Source organism: Micromonospora sp. NPDC048839 (genome assembly GCF_040649915.1).
In the GTDB taxonomy this organism is placed as follows: Bacteria; Actinomycetota; Actinomycetes; order Mycobacteriales; family Micromonosporaceae; genus Micromonospora.
Genome location: NZ_JBEZGL010000005.1, coordinates 377,885 through 394,373 on the forward strand (window position 1 = coordinate 377,885; position 16,489 = coordinate 394,373).

The window sequence follows — 16,489 nt, forward strand, 5'->3', positions numbered from 1 at the left end:
GGCTCAGCGGCCTGCGCCGCCCGATGACCGGGGCAGTCCCGGCTCGGACGGCATCCGGGTGATCGGCGGCAGGATCAGCGCGATGAGGGCGAGGATCGCGATGACCGTGAACGGCAGCGTGTAGCTCTTTCCGCTCGCCTCGTAGAGCAGCGACGTGACAAGCGGGCCGACCACGCCGCCGATGCTCCAGGCCACGATCATCGCGCCGTAGATGGCACCGCCGTTGGGCGTGCCGAAGTAGTCGGCCGCGGTGGCGGGCATCGTGCCGAATCCGCCGCCGTACGCGAGGTAGACCAGGGCGGCCAGGACCGCGAAGAGCGCCAGCGACGCGGCGTGCGGCAGGATGAAGAAGCAGATCGCCTGGAGCAGCAGCATCCCCAGGAACGCCGGCATCCGCCCGGTGCGGTCGGACAACCACGCCCAGGCCACCCGCCCGGCCCCGTTGAACAGACCGAGCACACCGACCAGGGTGGCGGCCGCCGCCGCACTGGCCCCGGTTATCACCTGGGCGGCGTCGGACGCCTGGGAGATCAGCGCGATGCCACAGGTGACGTTGAGCGCGAGGATGCCGGTGAGCAGGTACCACTGCCGGGTGCGCAGAGCCTCGCGCAGGGTGTAGACCCGGGTGCCGGCGAGGGCCCGACCGGCGGTCTTCGGAGTGAACCCGGGCACCTGGTAGCCCGCCGGCGGGTTACGGAAGAACGACGCTCCGAGCAGGACCGCGATCAGGTACGCGACGCCCAGTGGGAAGAACACGTGGGTGGGATCGTCGGTGCCGTTGAGCAGCCCCTTCGCCACCGGCGCGACGATCACGGCGCCGAAGCCGAACCCGGCGACCGCGATGCCGGTGATCAGGCCGCGCCGATCCGGGAACCACTTGGCGAGCATCGCGATCGGGGTGATGTACGCGGCCCCCAGGCCGATTCCCCCCAGCACGCCGTAGGTGAGCACCAGCAACCACAGGTCGTCCTCCGACGAGGTGAGCGAGGCCAGCATGTTGCCGACCGCGTAGAGCACCCCACCGCCGAGCGCGACCGGTCGTGGGCCACGCCGGTCCTGGATGCGACCGCCGATCAGGCTGCCGATGAAGATCGTGCCGATCGCCACCTCGAACGGCAGCACGGCCTCCCACTTGGCCCAGCCGAATTCGTCCTGCAATGGCTTGTTGAACACGCTCCACGCGTACACCGCGCCGAGCGCGAGTTGGACGAGCACCGCGGCGACGACGAGACCCCATCGGCCCCGCGTCGGCGCGGATCTTCCCTGGTCGGTTGCGGAGTGTGCCATGAGCTGAGTCCCCCGTCTGCTGGCTCATTGGCTGGCGCCTGCTGGTCGAGCTATGTCCCCTTCTCGGCCGGCGACCGGCCCTCCCGGCGGTCGCGCCGCTCCCGTTGCGGCACGACCGTGTACTTCGGGTCGCGCGCCGACGCCATGCCCGCCTCGAAGACGCCGAACCGGGTGGCCACCGACGATGCGACAAGTGCGGCGCCGGAGAGCGCGGACAGGACCCGGCTCCGCCGGCTGAACAACGCGGCGACGGTGCCCACGCCCAGCAGCACGTCTCCCGCCCGGACCAGACGGCCGCTGCGACCCTGCCGGTAGGGCTCACCGACCAGACCCATCCGCTCCATCCGGCGACCGCCGAGATACTTGATGGTCGACGCCACGACGGCGAGTCGTCGCAGCGGAGCGGTCTGGGCCGTGGGTGCCGCAATCAGTCCGACCCCGGCGGCGGCGGCGAGCGCGCTGCCACCGAAGACGAACGGCATGAAGGGGTACGCCTCGTGCCAGGCCGGTACGGCGGTGTCGGACAGCAGCACCCCGGTGTACGTGGCGAGCGCCGGGGCGGTGACCGCCGAGGCCAGCCCGGCGACGTCGCCGACGGTCGGCGCCAGCCGGCGGACGAATCCGAGAAGACCATGCTCGGGGAGCCGGGGCGCCAGCTCGGCGATCGCGGCCACACCGGCGGCCGGGCCGAACGCGGTGAGGATCCAGGTGCCGACGGACATCGGCGAGGTCAGCTTGGCGACCCGGAGCATGTGGTGGAACCGGGCGGGCCGCCCGAGGTCGTGCACCAGCAGGTACGCGCTGGCGGTGACGCCGCCGAGAGCGGTCCACCGTCCCACCTGACGCAGGCCGGGCCGGCCGGTCAGTTGGGCGCCCGCGCCGATCAACGCGCCCCCGGCGGCGAGGCCCCCGGTGAACAGGTAACCGGCGATGTCGTGCTTCCACACCGGCGGTTTCAGGACCGGCCGGCCGTAGTAGGAGGTGAAGTCGGCCACCGGGACGGTCAGTTGCTCGCCGTCGTGACCGCGCCCCCGGCCGTGCTGGCGCTGCCCGACGGCCTGGTCGACGCGGTCCTGGAACTCGCGGAACCGGGCGCCGGCCGGCTCGTTCGGTGGCCGGTCGGTCATCGCCGACCTCCCACGAACGCGAACACGGTGGCAGCCGTCATGGCGAGGGCGGCGAGCCCGGCGCGTTTCCACATGGCCGGCAGGTCACGGGTCGTCACGACCGGATCCGGTGGCAACCCGTACACCTCGGGCTCGTCCAACAGCAGGAAGAACGCCCCGTCACCACCCACCCCGTCATTCGGATCATCCCCGTACAGACGGGCCTCCGGCACCCCCCGCCCCCGCAACGTCGCCACCCGCGTGGCCGCCCGCTCCCGCAACTCCTCCAGGGGCCCGTACTGGATCGACTCCGTCGGACACGCCTGCGCACACGCCGGCGTCATCCCCGCACCCAACCGGTCATAACACAGCGTGCACTTCCACGCCCGACCGTCGTCCTTACGCTGATCGATCACCCCGTACGGACACGCCGAAATGCAGTACCCACACCCATTGCAGATGTCCTCCTGCACCACCACCGACCCGAACTCCGTCCGGAACAACGAACCCGTCGGACACACATCCAAACAAGCCGCATGCGTGCAGTGCTTACAAACGTCCGACATCATCAACCACCGGAAATCGGTACGCTCCTCAACGCCCGTCCCCCGCCCCGGCGGCTGCGCCCCCGGCATCCCCAGGAACTCCGGTTGCGGGCCGGCCGACATGCGCGCCGCCGCCCCGGGCGACCCGGTGGGCAACCCCGGGTTGGTCCCGGTGTCGACGCTTGTCAGCGCGCCCAGCGCCGCAGTTGCCGGGCTGATCGCCGGCCCGTCCGGGTTCTGCTCGAACGCGGGGGTCGCCAGGCCGGCCCGGCGGGGCTGCTCGACGAACGCGACGTGCCGCCACGAGTTCGCGGTCAGCGCGCCGGTGTTGTCGTACGACATGCCGAGCAGGTCCAGGCCGCTCTCCGGGACGCCGTTCCACTCCTTGCAGGCCACCTCGCAGGCCTTGCAGCCGATGCAGACGCTGGTGTCGGTGAAGAACCCCATCCGCGGCGGCGCGTTCTCGTAACCGGCGTCCGGCGCCGGATCCAACGGGCCGTACAGGGCGTTGGCGTGGGGCATGGGTCAGACCTCCTGGTCCGGGCCGCCGTCGGCGGAGTCGGTCGTGACCTGCGGTGGGTAGTGCGGGTTGAGGTCCCCGGAGCGCCGCCGGTAGTCGACGACGAGTTCCTGGAGCTGGAGTCCCCGGGGGCGTCGCCCCGGCCGGACGTCGCAGGTGCCGACCTTGCTCTCCTGGATCAGGACGTTCGGATCCAGGCTGATGCCGAACAGGTCGTTCGCCGAGTCGCCGGTCACCAGGCCCTCGAAACCGAAGTGGTACGGCAACCACACCTGGTGGATGATCCGACCGTCCACCCGCAGCGGAGTGAGCCGATCGGTCACCAGCACCTTCGCCTCGATGGCGGCGCGGGCGGTCACCAGGTGCGCCCACCCCAGGTGGGTGAGCCCGCGCTCGACCGCCAGCTCCGGTGACACCTCGACGAACATCTCCGGTTGCAGCTCGGCAAGCGTCCGGACGGTCCGACTCATCCCACCGGCGGTGTGGTGCTCGGTGAGCCGGCTGACCGTGAACACGTACGGGAACACCTGGCTGTGGGGTTCCGGTGGGCTCGGGTTGAGCGTGTTGATCGGATGGGTGTAGACCTTGCGGGTCGGGTTGGCCTGCTGCCGGTAGAGCGGGTTGCGCACCGGCGACTCCACCGGCTCGTAGTGCGTGGGCATGGGTCCGTCGAGCACGCCGGTGGGCGCGTACAGCCAGCCCTTGCCGTCGCCCTGGAGGATGAACGGGTCGTCGCCGGCGATGCCCGCCACACCCGAGGCGTCCTTGGCCGGCCGGTACGACGGCGGTTTGGTCTTCTCGAAGTCCGGCACGTCGTAGCCGGTCCACTCGGATTTCTCCGCGTCCCACCACACGTAGCGTTTGCGCTCACTCCACGGGTTGCCATCCGGATCGGCCGAGGCACGGTTGTAGAGGATGCGCCGGTTCGCCGGCCACGCCCACCCCCACTCCGGGGCCACCAGGGACTGTTCCGCGCCGGGTTTGCGGCGGGCAGCCTGGTTGACGCCGTCGGCGTACACCCCGGTGTAGATCCAGCAACCGCCTGCGGTCGAGCCGTCGTCCTTCATCTCGGTGAAGGAGGACAGGGGTCGGCCGGTCGCCACGTCGTACCCGTTGATCTCGTAGAGCACCGCCTCGGCGCTCGGCTCCGCGTACGGACCGTGCGTGGGGTAGTTCCAGTTGAGGTCGAGCAGGGCACGGTCGCGCGGCCGGGTCGACGACGCCAGCCGTTCCCGGACGATCCGCCCGAGGTGGTAGAAGAACCACAGCTCCGAGCGGGCGTCACCCGGCGGCTCGACGGCCTTCTCCCGCCACTGCAACAGCCGCTGCGTCTGGGTGAACGTGCCCTCCTTCTCCACGTGCGAGGCGGCGGGCAGGAAGAACACCTCGGTCCGGCACTCCCCCGTCATGATCTCGCCGGTCTCGATCTCCGGAGCGTTCTTCCAGAACGTGGCGCTCTCGATCTCGAACAGGTCCCGGACGACCAACCAGTCGAGGTTGGCCATGCCGAGCCGCTGCGCGCGACCGTGGGCGGACCCGACCGCCGGGTTCTGACCCAGCAGGAAGTACCCCTTGATCTTCCCGTCGATCATGTCGAGCACCTGCTGGTAGGTGCCGTGGTCACCGGTCATCCGCGGCAGGTAGCCGTAGCAGTAGTCGTTGTCGGCGGTGGCGGCGTCACCCCAGTACGCCTTGAGCAGGTTGACGCCGTAGGTGCGCGCGTTGCCCCAGAAGCCCTTCTGCCCGGGGTGCGCGATGCTGTCCACCCATTTGTCCAGCGTCGGGTGGTTGGCGTGGTGCGGCATCGGCAGGTACCCGGGCAGCAGGTTGAACAGCGTCGGAATGTCCGTCGACCCCTGGATGCTGGCGTGCCCCCGCAGCGCCATCACACCGCCACCCGGACGACCCATGTTGCCGAGCAGCAGCTGGATGATCGCGCCCGTACGGATGTACTGCACACCCACGCTGTGCTGCGTCCACCCCACCGAGTAGACGAGCATGCCGGTGCGGTCCCGACCGGAGTTCTCCGTCCACGCCTGGGCCAGTCCGAGGAACTTCTCCTGCGGGATGCCGCAGACCCGTTCCACCATCTCCGGGGTGTAGCGGGAGAAGTGCCGCTTGAGGATCTGGTAGACGCAGCGCGGGTCCTGCAACGTCTCGTCGCGTTCGGTCTGCCCACCGACCGGTGCGCCGTGCGACTCGTTCTCCAACCCGGCCGCGGTTTCCCGCTGCGTCTCGCTGTCGCGGGTCGTCTGGGTCTGGCTGTGACCCTCGTACCGCCAACTGGCCTGGTCGTAGGTGGCGTTGTCGTCGTTGAAGCCGGAGAAGAGCCCGTGCATGTCCTCGGTGTCGACGAACTCGTCGGTCACGATCGTCGCGGCGTTGGTGTAGGCGACGACGTACTCCCGGAAGTCCAGCTCGTTGTTGAGGATGTAGCGGATCACCCCGCCGAGCAGGGCGATGTCGGTGCCGGCCCGGATCGGCAGGTACGAGTCAGCCAGCGCGCTGGTGCGGGTGAACCGCGGGTCGACGTGGAACACCTTTGCGCCGCGACGCTTGGCCTCCATCACCCACTGGAAGCCCACCGGGTGCGCCTCGGCCATGTTCGAACCCTGGATGACGATCACGTCGGAGTTCGACAGGTCCTGCTGGAACTGGGTGGCGCCGCCGCGACCGAAGCTGGTCCCCAGACCGGGGACGGTGGCGGAGTGTCAAATACGGGCCTGGTTCTCGATCTGGAGCGCCCCCATCGCGGTGAACAACTTCTTGATGAGGTAGTTCTCCTCGTTGTCCAGCGTCGCCCCACCCAGACTGGAGAAACCCAGCGTCCGGTTCAGCGGGCGGCCCTCGGCGTCGACGTCCTCCCAGGTCTCGTCCCGGGCGGCCAGGACCCGATCGGCGATCATGTTCATCGCCGTGTCGAGGTCGAGGTCCTCCCACTCGGTGCCGTACGGCCGGCGGTAGCGGACCGTGGTCTGCCGCAGCGGGCTGGTCACCAGACTCCTGCTGGCCGAGCCCTTCGGGCAGAGCCGACCCCGCGAGATCGGGCTGTCCGGATCGCCCTCGATCTGACTGACCTGGCCGTCCTTGACGTACACCCGCTGGCCGCAGCCGACGGCGCAGTACGGGCAGACGGACCGCGCCACCGAGTCGGCGGTGTCGGTGCGGGCGGTGAGCGCCCGGGATCCGTCGGACTCGGCCGCCGTACCCCGGCCGAGCGGGTCGGTGCCGGTGAGCTGGCGGTAGACCGGCCAGCCCTCGATCCAGGTCCGCACCCCCATCGCCGCACCTTCCCGACTAATCACACCAAATGTGAACAGCCTGACAGTAGACGAGGCGTCGACCCGATCGCAGCGAGATCACCAACAGTCATGCCTCCCCCGGCCCTTCGTGCGGGCCGGGGAAGGCATGGAGGACGGCGCTTGTCAGCTCGGTTGCAGTCGGCCCACGTGCTGGTCACCGAAGGCCCGGTAGCGGCGCAGCTCCCAGAGCAGCCACCCGATGCTGATGATCGCCAAGACGACGAAGACAAGTGAACCGGAGAACGTGTCCCACAGGGTGTGCAGGACGACGACACCCAGGAACGTGCCGAGGAAGCCGAAGAGCCGACCGACGCTCGGGCTGGCCAACAGCGCCCACAGCGCGCCGGCGGTGAGCCCGGTCCACGCGGTGTGCCCGGCGGGCGCGGTCAGACCACGGATGAACAGGGTCTGCTCCACCGCGCCGATGTTGCCCTGCGAACTCAGCAGCGCGGTGAAGGCGTACCCCATCGTCTCCAGCGCGGCGAATCCCATCCCGGCGGCGATACCGATGATCAACCCGTCCGAGGGCACCCGACGCCGATGCTGGGCCACCACCGTGAACAGCAGCACCACCGGGACGATCAGCTTCGCCGACTCCTCGATCAGTGCCACGAACAGCATCGGCAGGGCGCCGAGGCCGCGCAGGGTGTCGTACTCCAGCGTGCCGGCGACCACCGTGCCGATCACCCCGCCGAAGAACGCCGACGTCACCAGCACCGACGCCGGCACCTGCCATCGACCGGTACGCGCCTGCGCGAACGTCAGGAACGTCAACGGCACAAGCGTCGCGCCGAGCAGGATGAGCGCCGGGACGAAGTTCGGATTCTTGGTGCTGACGAGCGTCCGCAGCACCGCAAGGTAAAGGATCAGCCCGACGACCAGCACTCCGACCCACGCCCACCGGCGCCAACGATCACCCATACCGCGGAGTCTGGCGGATCCAGGTTACGAACACTAGCCACAGCGCTGAGATCCTGACGACTCACGTGGGCGCCTGTCCTGCTTCACGATCACCTACCATCTGCGCCATGCGTCGCGTGGCACGGTCCCTGGCACTAACCCTCCTCCTGGTCCTGTCGACCTGCACCGGGAAGCTCGACGATGCCGGGGACGTCGCGTTGACCGTCTTCCTGGACAACGACGCGACGGCGACACAGAGAGACGCCGTGCAGCAGCGACTCCGGTCGATGCCGAGTGTCGAAGGCGTGGCTCTCGAAACCCGCGACCAGGTGTACGAGCGCTCCAAGGCCGATTTCCAGGACCAGCCCGACCTGCTGGCGGATCTCAAGCCGGAGTACGCGCCCGAGTTGGTGCACGGCACGGTCACCGACTCTCTGATCGCTGAGGCGATCGAGATGGTGATGGCCGAGGCCGACGGTGTCGACGGGGTGTCGTTCCGGATGGCGGACGCCGACCCTCGGCCCTCCCGGATCGGGGTCATCGTTCGGTTGGAAACCTCGGCGACAAGCGAACAACGAGCCACCATCCAGGACGCCGTCCGCGCACTGCCACACGCGACGTCGGTCGGGTTCGAGGACCGATCCGCCGCGTACGAGCGCCTGCGCAAGCGGTGCCAGGGCAAGGGTGACCTGACCACGCAGCTCAAAGCGCTGATACCGCACGAGTCGTGGCGGTTCACGCATCCCCTCAATGGCAAGGGCTCTGGAGTGTCGGACCTGATGACACTCGACGGGGTCGACGGCATCAATCTGGTTCCCGTCGAGATGCTGTAGTCGCGCTTCTCTTCCTCACCTGGTTGAGCCGGCGGCCGGCGTCGGTCACCTCCGTGGGGGCGGTGCAGTGTTGAGCGGTATACCTCAGGGTCATGAATATGACTGTGTGGTATACCGCTCCACCGCACACCGACCTGGCAGGCGGCCGCAGCGGATGGCGAGCGCCGTTCTCCGCGACCCCAGCCGTCTGATCAGCGTTGTGCCCCGGATACCCGGGAGGGAGTCACCTGTTGCGAGATCCGGCTTGGGTGGCGAGCCAGTTCGGCGGCAGGGGAATGGTGTGGAACCACTCGCGCGATATCTGGCCGTAAAATGGCGCCTTGAGCACCGGAGTTCCCCCACCGAACCGGGCGGCGGCCGCGGAGGCTCGCCGGACGTTCAGCCACCAGCCACCCCTCCCCCGGGAGGCGACAATTCTGCCACCCTGGACGATTCCCACGTGCCGGGTCGTGGGTGGCAGATTACTCGTCGTCCACACCCGACCCTGGAAGTAGACGATGGCGTCGATGTTGGACCACTTCTCGCGCGTCGCGGGCCGGCCGAAGTCGTCCGGGCCCAGGTAGACGCCCTGCTCGTCGATGGCGAAGAGCAGTTCCCGACGCATCGCGCTCTGCACGCGACGACGTGCGGTAGCGAGGAAGATGACCTCGAACAGCACCCCGAGGATGAAGAACAGGAAGCGGACGCGCAGGTCCTGCAGGCCGATCACGATGGCCGTGACCGGCAACAGGCTGTACAGCCCCAACGTCAGCCCGGTCCGGGTCCGGCTCCGCCGAACCACGTACGCCGAGGCGGCATCCATTCTCATGACTAGAAGATACGGTGGCGATCAGGAGCGGCCCGGCCGCGGCCGGCGGTCCCACAGCACCAGGCCGGTGAGCAGCATCGCGACGCCCAGCCCGACCATCGCCAACCCCACCGCCGTGTGCGCGCTCCCGCTGAGGTGACCGGCCACGATCCACCCACTGTCGATGCCGAACGCCAACGGCATCACCCCCTGCGGGATCACCGGGATCCACCCCACCGTGAGCAGTCCGAGTGCCCACGCGGTCGCCGTGTTCTCCCGGTACCACCCGGCGTCCCAGGTCAGCGGGAGCACCGTCTCCGGGGGCCGGCTCCGCTGGCCGGCCGCGGCGAGCACGTCGGTTCCGCGTCGGGTGAGGCGTTCGTCGGCCAACCAGATGCCGCCCCAGCAGGCCGCGGCGCCGCTGAGCAGCCCGACCAGGGGCAGCAGCGGTGCCACCTCCGGCGGACCCCAGATCACCAGGGCGAGCACCGGCGCGGCGGCCACCAACCCCGACCCGGTGGCGACCAGCACGCTGACGACGTCGGTGGGGTTGTCGGCCGACGTCGGGTGCCGTGGGTCGGCTACCGGGCGCACCCGCAGCAGCGACACCCACACCGGCACCGCCGCGCCCGCGCCGAGCAGAGCCGGCAGGGTGGAGAGCGCGGCCAGCGGGTCGACGTCGGGCGCGAGGAGCACACCGACGACGGCGAGCAGCACCCCGATCGGGGTGACCAGCGCCAGCCAGGCCAGGGCCCTACCCCGGACCTCGGCCCGTTCGCCGCCTGGTGTGGTGAGCGGCAGCCACAAGGCGGTGCCGTCCAGTCCGACCAGTCCGGCCGACATCGCCGCCGCGCCGAGCACGGCGAGCGACCCGGCCCACGGCAGCAGCAGGTACACGTCGGACAGCAGCGGCAGCCCAGCGAGCAGCGCGCCGTACACCACCGCGAACGCCAGATACTGCAACCGCAGCGGATGCCGCATCCAGGCCCGTACCTCACGCCCCGCGACCGCCCGCGTCGCGGCCGGCACCCACGCCCGCCAGCCGCGCTCGGGACGCCCGACTCCGGCCGGTGACGCCGCCGTGGTCGCGCGCCGCGCGGCCGGCTCGTCGCCGTCGCGCCGGACGAGCGGGAACGGGGTGGTCCCGCGCGGCCGGAACGGCACGCCCATGGTGATCACCCTTCGCACGAGCAGGAGGTACGCGGCGGCGCAGAGCGCCACGACGCCCACCAGGGTCGCCATCAGGCGCACCCCCTGCCCGCTTGGTCCGGACGCGGCGGCGACCGGCCAGGCGCTCGGCACGTACCCCATGGCCCGGACGACCCTGTCCGGCGCCCCGACGAGCAGGATCGACACCCAGGGGAAGACCGCCCAGAGCGAGCCGGCGACACCCATCGCCGTGCCGGTGAGGATGCCGGTGAGCAGTGCCCCGGCCGGACCGCCGGCGTGGCCGACGATCTCCAGTGCGATCGCCGAACCGATCAGCCCGAGCAACCAGAGCAGTACCGCGCCGACGGCGGCGACGAGGACCGCGGCGAGGCCGTGCCGAGCGGCGTGCACCGGCAGCGCGGCGAGCGCCACGAGTGAGACGGCCGGGCCGATGCCGATCGCCGACGCGGCGAGCAGGCCGGTGGCGGCCGGGACGCCGCCGATCGGCTCCAACCGTAGGTGAGCTGGGCGGACCCGGCCGCGCCCACCGCCGAGCAGCAGCGGCAGGACGATCCAGCCGAGCACCCACGCCCCGACGAGCAGGGCGAGGGTGTGCTGGTCACCGCGCAACGCGTACCGGATCAGCCAGACGGCGGCGAGCAGACCGGCCAGGCCGGCCACCGTGGGTCCCGGATGCTCGCGCAGCGAGCGACGCAGCATGGCCGCGCGCATCCGGGCGGGCACCGCGATCGTGTGCAGGGTGCCGGCCTGCGCGGCGTGCGGTTGCGCGCTCATCGTGCCTCGGTCAGCCAGTCCAGACCGGCGCTGCCGGAGGCGTCGGCGCCGACCAACTCGACGAACCGTTCCTCCAGGCTGCCGCCGGCGGCGACCTCGGCGACCGGCCCCGCGGCGGCGACCCGGCCCTGATGGATCACGGTGACCTCGTCGCACATCTGCTCGACCAGCAGCATCGAGTGGGTGGACAGCACGCAGGTGCCGCCGCCGCCCACGAACCGGCGCAGCACCCGGCGGATGGTGGCCGCGGAGACCGGGTCGACCGCCTCGAACGGTTCGTCGAGCACGAGCAGCCGGGGGGCGTGCAGCAGCGCCTGGGCGAGGCCGAGCTTCTTGCGGGTGCCGGTCGAGCAGTCGGCGAGTGGTGTGCCGGCGCCCTTGGCCAGGCCGAGCACCTCGATCAGCTCGGCCGCGCGTTCGGTGGCCGCGACGCGGTGCAGCCCCCGCAGGCCGGCGCTGTAGCGCAGCAACTCGGCGCCGGTGAGGCGTTCCGGGAAGTCGAGGCCGTCGGGCAACACCCCGGTCAGCGCCCGGGTCAGGCCACGGTCGCGCAGCGCGTCGTGCCCGAGGATCCGGATCTCACCGGCGTCGGGAGTGACCAGCCCGACGGCCATTCCGATGGTGGTGGACTTGCCCGCGCCGTTGGGACCGACGATGCCGTGGAACGTGCCCGAGTGGACCGTCAGATCGATGTCGTCCACCGCGCGATGCGCCCCGAAGGTCTTCACCAGGCCGCGGATCTCCAGTGCTGGGGTGATCACGCGCCGAGCATAGGGGACCCCTTCGATCCATGGTGGACCGAGCGGGGCTCAGACGGCGGGCGTCAGACGGCGGCGGGCGATCGACGCGGCTTCGGCCTGACGCCGACCGGTCACGCAGTACACGTCGCCGGAATTCGTCAGGTGTGGCAGGTCGCGCAGGTGTGCCGCCATGTCACCCGCGGGCAGCCACCTCTCGAACGTCATCGACTTGTCGTCGCCCAGCGCGACGTCGAAGCCGTCGAACCCGAGCACGGTCAGGCGATCGAGACACCGACCAGCGACCGCGCGCGCGATCGTGGTGAATTCGAACGAGAGCGCCGGCAGCGGCCCGCTCAGGCCGGCCAGCACCTCGTCCTCGAAGCCCTCCACGTCGATCTTGGTGAAGCGTGGCGTGCCGTACTCGTCGATCAGCGCGTCGACGGTGACCACCGGGACCTCGATGACCGAGTCCCACACCTCGCCCTCCCACCCGCCCGCGCCCCGGGCCGCCCGCACGAACTCGGGTGAGGCGGTCGACACGGTCGGGTTGGCGGAGTTCACCTGCAGCCGGGTACGGCCGGGGGCCGCGCCACACGCGGCGTCGACGAGCGTCACCTGATCGTCGTCGGCGTAGATCGCCCGCAGGGCACGCAGGCACAGCGGCTGCGGCTCCACGGCGACGACCCGGGCTCCGAGGCGGCGGAAGCTGCCAATGTGGTCGCCCACGTGGGAGCCGATGTCGAAGACGAGATCCCCGTCGGTGACGAACCGGGAGTAGAAGGCGTCCATCCGCGCGTCGCGTTCGGGGTCGCCGTAGTAGACGTCCAGCGAGCGGTGCAGCGGGGACATCGCCGGGTCGCTCCGGAGCGCGGCGATCCTGGTGTCGGTGGTAGCCGTCATGCGTCTGGGTCCAGTCCGTGAGAGGGGTGCGACGGGGACCGGGTCACGGTCCGAAGGCGGTCAGGAACCGGTCCCGGAAGGTGTCCATCCGCCAGACCGGCGCCTGCGGTCCCGGCTTGAGACCGTCCTGCCAGCCCCACCCGGAGATCCGGTCCAGCACGGCCCGGTCCTTCGTGATGATCGTGATCGGGACGTCGTGGCTGGCGTTCTCACCGGTGACGACCGCGGCGGGCTGGTGGTCGCCGAGGAAGACGAACACGAGGTCGTCGTCTCCGTAGGTCTGCACGTAGGAGATGAGCGTGTTCAGCGTGTACTCGATGGTCGTGCGGTAGTCCGCCCGGATCTGGGTGGTGTTGCGGCGCCGGTCGTCGTCCGACCCGCCCGCGCCGGCGGCGCGGTAGACCGACCCGTCGCCGACGGCCGCCCAGTCGAGCAACGGCGGAACGGGGGTCCAGGGCGCGTGGCTCGACACCAGCGCCAGCTCCGTCATCACGTTGCCGTCCGGCTTCGTCTGCTCCAGGCGCTGCCAACTGGCCAGGGTGTACTGGTCCGGCATCGTGCCGAAGCTGAACTTCGGGCCACGGTACGCGAGCGCCTTGGCGTCGTAGAACCGCTGGTAGCCGAAGAACGACCCCTCCGGCCACGCCCTGCTGACGGCCGGCATCACCCCCACGGTCTGCCAACTCGCCCGCCGGAAGGCGCCGTTGAGGGTCAGCCGGTCACTCGCCAGCAGGGTGCGGTGACGCTGGTCGTTGTCGATCCAGAGGCCGGAGAGCAACGTGTCGTGCGCGAGCCAACTGCCACCACCGAACGTCGGCGAGGTGAGGAAGCCGCTCTGCGCCGCGAAGCCGGCCGCGCCCAGCCGGCTGGTGCCGCCGTCGAGGACGGCACCGACCTGCGGCGCGAACTCCGGGTCCTCGACGGCGTCCCGGCCGTAGCTCTCCACGAACGCGACGACCACGTTCTTGCCCCGCAGCGCGGTCAACAGCTGGTCGCCCGGGGTGTCGCGGAACGGGTCGGCCTCGATCAGCGAGGAGAACGTCTTCCGGTCGTCCAGACGCAGGCGTACCTGGAAGCCGTGACCGTTGGCCAGGGTCGTCGCGGACGTGTCGGCGACCGGAACGGCCGGCGTCACCCGCACATCGAACGCGGCGCAGGCCACCCAGATGACCACGAGCGCGGCCACCACCCGGGTGGTGCCGGTGCGATGCCCGACCACCAGCCGCCGCAGTCGCCGCACCGACAGCGTCACCAGGACGGGCAGTCCCACCAGCACCACCGCCACGATGGCGGCGACACCGATCGCGGCGGGCCGGCCGTACGACTCGCTGAGGAAGGCGAACCCCTCGTCGAGCAACGCCCAGTCGAGCACCGGGTCGAACGTCCGACTGAGCGCGGCCGTGAACCCCAGGTCGAGCAACTTCAGCAGGCCCAACAGGCCGAGGGCCACCCCGGCGAGGGTGGCGACCAGTCGGCTGCCCCGCTGCGGCAGGGCGAGCAGGAGGGCCACGACCAGCAGCGCCTCCAGGGGGATCCGGACGAACGCGGCAGGGGTGAGGCGGCCGAAGTCGTACGGCATGGTGAGGACGACCAGCACGAGCAGCGCGGCCAGGACGGCCGTCAGCCCGGCGGCGACGCGCCGCCTCGCGCGACCCGCGCCCGCGCTGCCGTCGTCGGCGGTACCACCCGGGACTCCGTCCCGCAACGCCTTCCGTCTCTGGTTCGGCAGCTCACGTACTCGCGTCAAGAGCGACAACCCGGGCATCCTTCCATGGGCAGTGCGGTGTACGGGCGGCTCAGACGCGGGCGACGTCACCGCGGGTCGCGGTGACCGTCGGGCGGTGGCTGCTCACCTGGACCATCGTGGCCGGTACGCCCAGGATGCTGCGGAGCGGGGTGCGGCGACGGTGCCGGGTCACCCACAACCACCTGACGTCGCGGCCGAACGACTCGATCAGCAGCGCCAGCGACGCCATCAGCACGACTGTCGTCAGCAGTCCGGGCAGCGCGTCCGCCAGGGCCACCAGCAGCACCACGCCCTGGATCGCCGCGACGACCTTGCGCCAGTAGCGCGGCGGCAGGGACCCGCGCATCCACCCCAGCACCCAGCTCGCGGCGACGAAGACGTAGCGCATCGCGCCGATCGCGAGCACCCAACCGCCCACCGCCGGAGCCACGTGGAGGCAGAGCACCAGCACCAGGAACGAGTCGATCTCCATGTCGAAGCGCGCGCCCAGCTCACTCGTGGTCCCGGTGCGTCGGGCCGTGTACCCGTCCACCGCGTCGAGGGCCAGCGCCACGGCGGTCAGGGCGACCATCACCGCGATCGGCGCCGGCCGGGTGAGCGCGTCCGCGGCCAGGGCCGTCACGCCGCCGACGAGGATCGCCCGGCTCAGGGTCACCCGGTCCGCCGGGCTCAGACCGGGCGCGACCGACCGGGACATCCCCCTGCCGAGCAGGACGCACAGACCCACCCCGTACGCCAGGCCGGCCACCCATCCCGCAGCGCCGAGACCCACCGTCCCGGCAAGCACCGCCAGCAGCGCGATCTGCACGATCAGTCCGAGGACCGGACCGGTTCGAACCGTTGACATCGTGCCTCCGCGACTCTGGTGGGTGACCTCACCGGGAACACGGAAAATATGACCGATAGGTTCATTCTGAAACGCCCGCGGCAACGGCTGGCACTGCGCACGCGGGAGGAGTCGCCCCGGCCGAGGTGTGCCGACAGGACGCCCCGACAGGCGTCGAGGTCAGCGCGTGCCGGCTCCAGGCGTGCCGAGGGCGTGCAGCGCGGCGGCGGTCACCGGATCGGCGGGGAAGAATGCCTCGACGGCCAGCCCGGCGACGGTGACGTCCAGCGGGGTGCCGAAGAGGGTGGTGGTGCTGATGAAGGACAGCTCCCGCTCACCGTGGCGGTACCGCAGTGGCATGACGACACGCGGCCGTTCGTCGCTGGTGGGCGCCACGACGTCGTCGCCACTGGGATAGCCGCGAAGTTCTTCGAGCAGGTCGGACAGGACCGGGTCGGTGGTCATCGCGGCCTGCTGACGCAGGCGTGCGAGCAGGTGGGCCCGCCACTCGGGCAGGTTGATGATTCTTGACGCCATGCCGTCGGGGTGCAGGCTGAGCCGCAGCACGTTGATCGGTGGGGTCAGCAGGTGAGGTTCCGCGCCGTCGGTGAACAGGGCGACGGCGGGGTTGGCCTCGACGAGCTGCCAGTGCTGGTCGACGAGCACCGCGGGGTACGGACTGCGCCCGTCGAGCATCTGCCGTACGGCGGCCCGTAGCGGGGCGAGTTCCGGGTCGCTCAGCTCCTGGCTGGGATAGGCGGGGGCGTATCCGCCGGCGAGCAGCACCGTGTTGCGCTCCGCCAGTGGCATGTCGAGCTGCTCGGCCAGCCGCAGGATCAGGTCCGGGCTTGGCCGCGACCGCCCGGTTTCCACGAAGCTCAGATGCCGGGCCGACACTCCCGCCCCGATCGACAGGTCGAGCTGACTCAACCCACGGGCTCGACGCCAGTCGCGCAGCAGCTCCCCCACCGCCCGGCCCGGCCTGGTCCTGGTCGTCACTCCCTGACCCTAGTGACCACAACGGGGTGCGCCCTATTACCTGCGACGTAATC

General features: G+C 70.7%; 12 protein-coding genes and 1 pseudogene. 1 reads left to right on the forward strand and 12 read right to left on the reverse strand.

The genetic code is table 11. The annotated features are described in order from the left end of the window. Positions 1 to 3 precede the first annotated feature (3 nt). The 5 genes from AB0C25_RS12945 to AB0C25_RS12965 form a co-directional block, all read right to left on the reverse strand. Positions 4 to 1,287 carry an OFA family MFS transporter gene (locus tag AB0C25_RS12945; RefSeq protein WP_357372627.1) on the reverse strand — a complete coding sequence of 428 codons (1,284 nt, stop codon included), beginning with the start codon at positions 1,285 to 1,287 and terminating at the stop codon, positions 4 to 6. Positions 1,288 to 1,337: 50 nt separating this feature from the next. Next, positions 1,338 to 2,414: an NrfD/PsrC family molybdoenzyme membrane anchor subunit gene (gene nrfD, locus AB0C25_RS12950; RefSeq protein ID WP_357372629.1), complete on the reverse strand. Its 1,077-nt coding sequence runs from the start codon at positions 2,412 to 2,414 to the stop codon at positions 1,338 to 1,340. Next, entirely contained in the window at positions 2,411 to 3,460 is a 1,050-nt protein-coding gene (locus tag AB0C25_RS12955; RefSeq protein ID WP_357372631.1) for a 4Fe-4S dicluster domain-containing protein, read from the reverse strand. Before AB0C25_RS12955 ends, nrfD begins: the two co-directional genes overlap by 4 nt. Before the next feature lie 3 nt (positions 3,461 to 3,463). Further along, entirely contained in the window at positions 3,464 to 6,739 is a 3,276-nt protein-coding gene (gene fdh / locus AB0C25_RS12960) for a formate dehydrogenase (protein ID WP_357372633.1), read from the reverse strand. 144 nt (positions 6,740 to 6,883) lie between these two features. Beyond that, positions 6,884 to 7,681, reverse strand: coding sequence for a PrsW family glutamic-type intramembrane protease (locus tag AB0C25_RS12965; protein ID WP_357372635.1), 798 nt, complete (start codon positions 7,679 to 7,681; stop codon positions 6,884 to 6,886). A gap of 107 nt (positions 7,682 to 7,788) precedes the next feature. On the opposite strand from AB0C25_RS12965, the gene AB0C25_RS12970 reads away from it, so the two are divergent. Beyond that, complete coding sequence (locus AB0C25_RS12970; protein ID WP_357372637.1) at positions 7,789 to 8,493, forward strand: permease-like cell division protein FtsX; 705 nt, start codon at positions 7,789 to 7,791, stop codon at positions 8,491 to 8,493. A gap of 223 nt (positions 8,494 to 8,716) precedes the next feature. Here AB0C25_RS12970 and AB0C25_RS12975 read toward each other — a convergent pair whose 3' ends face one another. The 7 genes and pseudogenes from AB0C25_RS12975 to AB0C25_RS13005 form a co-directional block, all read right to left on the reverse strand. Next, positions 8,717 to 9,301, reverse strand: a complete 585-nt coding sequence (locus AB0C25_RS12975; protein WP_357372639.1) for a hypothetical protein — start codon at positions 9,299 to 9,301, stop codon at positions 8,717 to 8,719. 21 nt (positions 9,302 to 9,322) lie between these two features. After that, positions 9,323 to 11,224: a hypothetical protein gene (locus AB0C25_RS12980; RefSeq protein WP_357372641.1), complete on the reverse strand. Its 1,902-nt coding sequence runs from the start codon at positions 11,222 to 11,224 to the stop codon at positions 9,323 to 9,325. Then, positions 11,221 to 11,985 carry an ABC transporter ATP-binding protein gene (locus AB0C25_RS12985; RefSeq protein ID WP_357372643.1) on the reverse strand — a complete coding sequence of 255 codons (765 nt, stop codon included), beginning with the start codon at positions 11,983 to 11,985 and terminating at the stop codon, positions 11,221 to 11,223. The genes AB0C25_RS12980 and AB0C25_RS12985 overlap by 4 nt, the downstream gene beginning before the upstream one ends. Positions 11,986 to 12,033: 48 nt before the next feature. Further along, a complete protein-coding gene (locus AB0C25_RS12990; RefSeq protein WP_357372645.1) occupies positions 12,034 to 12,864 on the reverse strand; it encodes an FkbM family methyltransferase in 831 nt (276 codons plus the stop codon). Between the two features lie 43 nt (positions 12,865 to 12,907). Next, positions 12,908 to 14,569: a sulfatase-like hydrolase/transferase gene (locus AB0C25_RS12995; RefSeq protein WP_357372647.1), complete on the reverse strand. Its 1,662-nt coding sequence runs from the start codon at positions 14,567 to 14,569 to the stop codon at positions 12,908 to 12,910. Between the two features lie 214 nt (positions 14,570 to 14,783). After that, positions 14,784 to 15,458, reverse strand: a pseudogene (locus tag AB0C25_RS13000) (CDP-alcohol phosphatidyltransferase family protein); the annotation flags it as partial. A gap of 159 nt (positions 15,459 to 15,617) precedes the next feature. After that, the gene (locus tag AB0C25_RS13005; protein ID WP_357372649.1) at positions 15,618 to 16,436 is read right to left on the reverse strand and encodes a helix-turn-helix transcriptional regulator; all 819 of its coding nucleotides are present in this window, start codon (positions 16,434 to 16,436) and stop codon (positions 15,618 to 15,620) included. Positions 16,437 to 16,489: the final 53 nt, after the last annotated feature.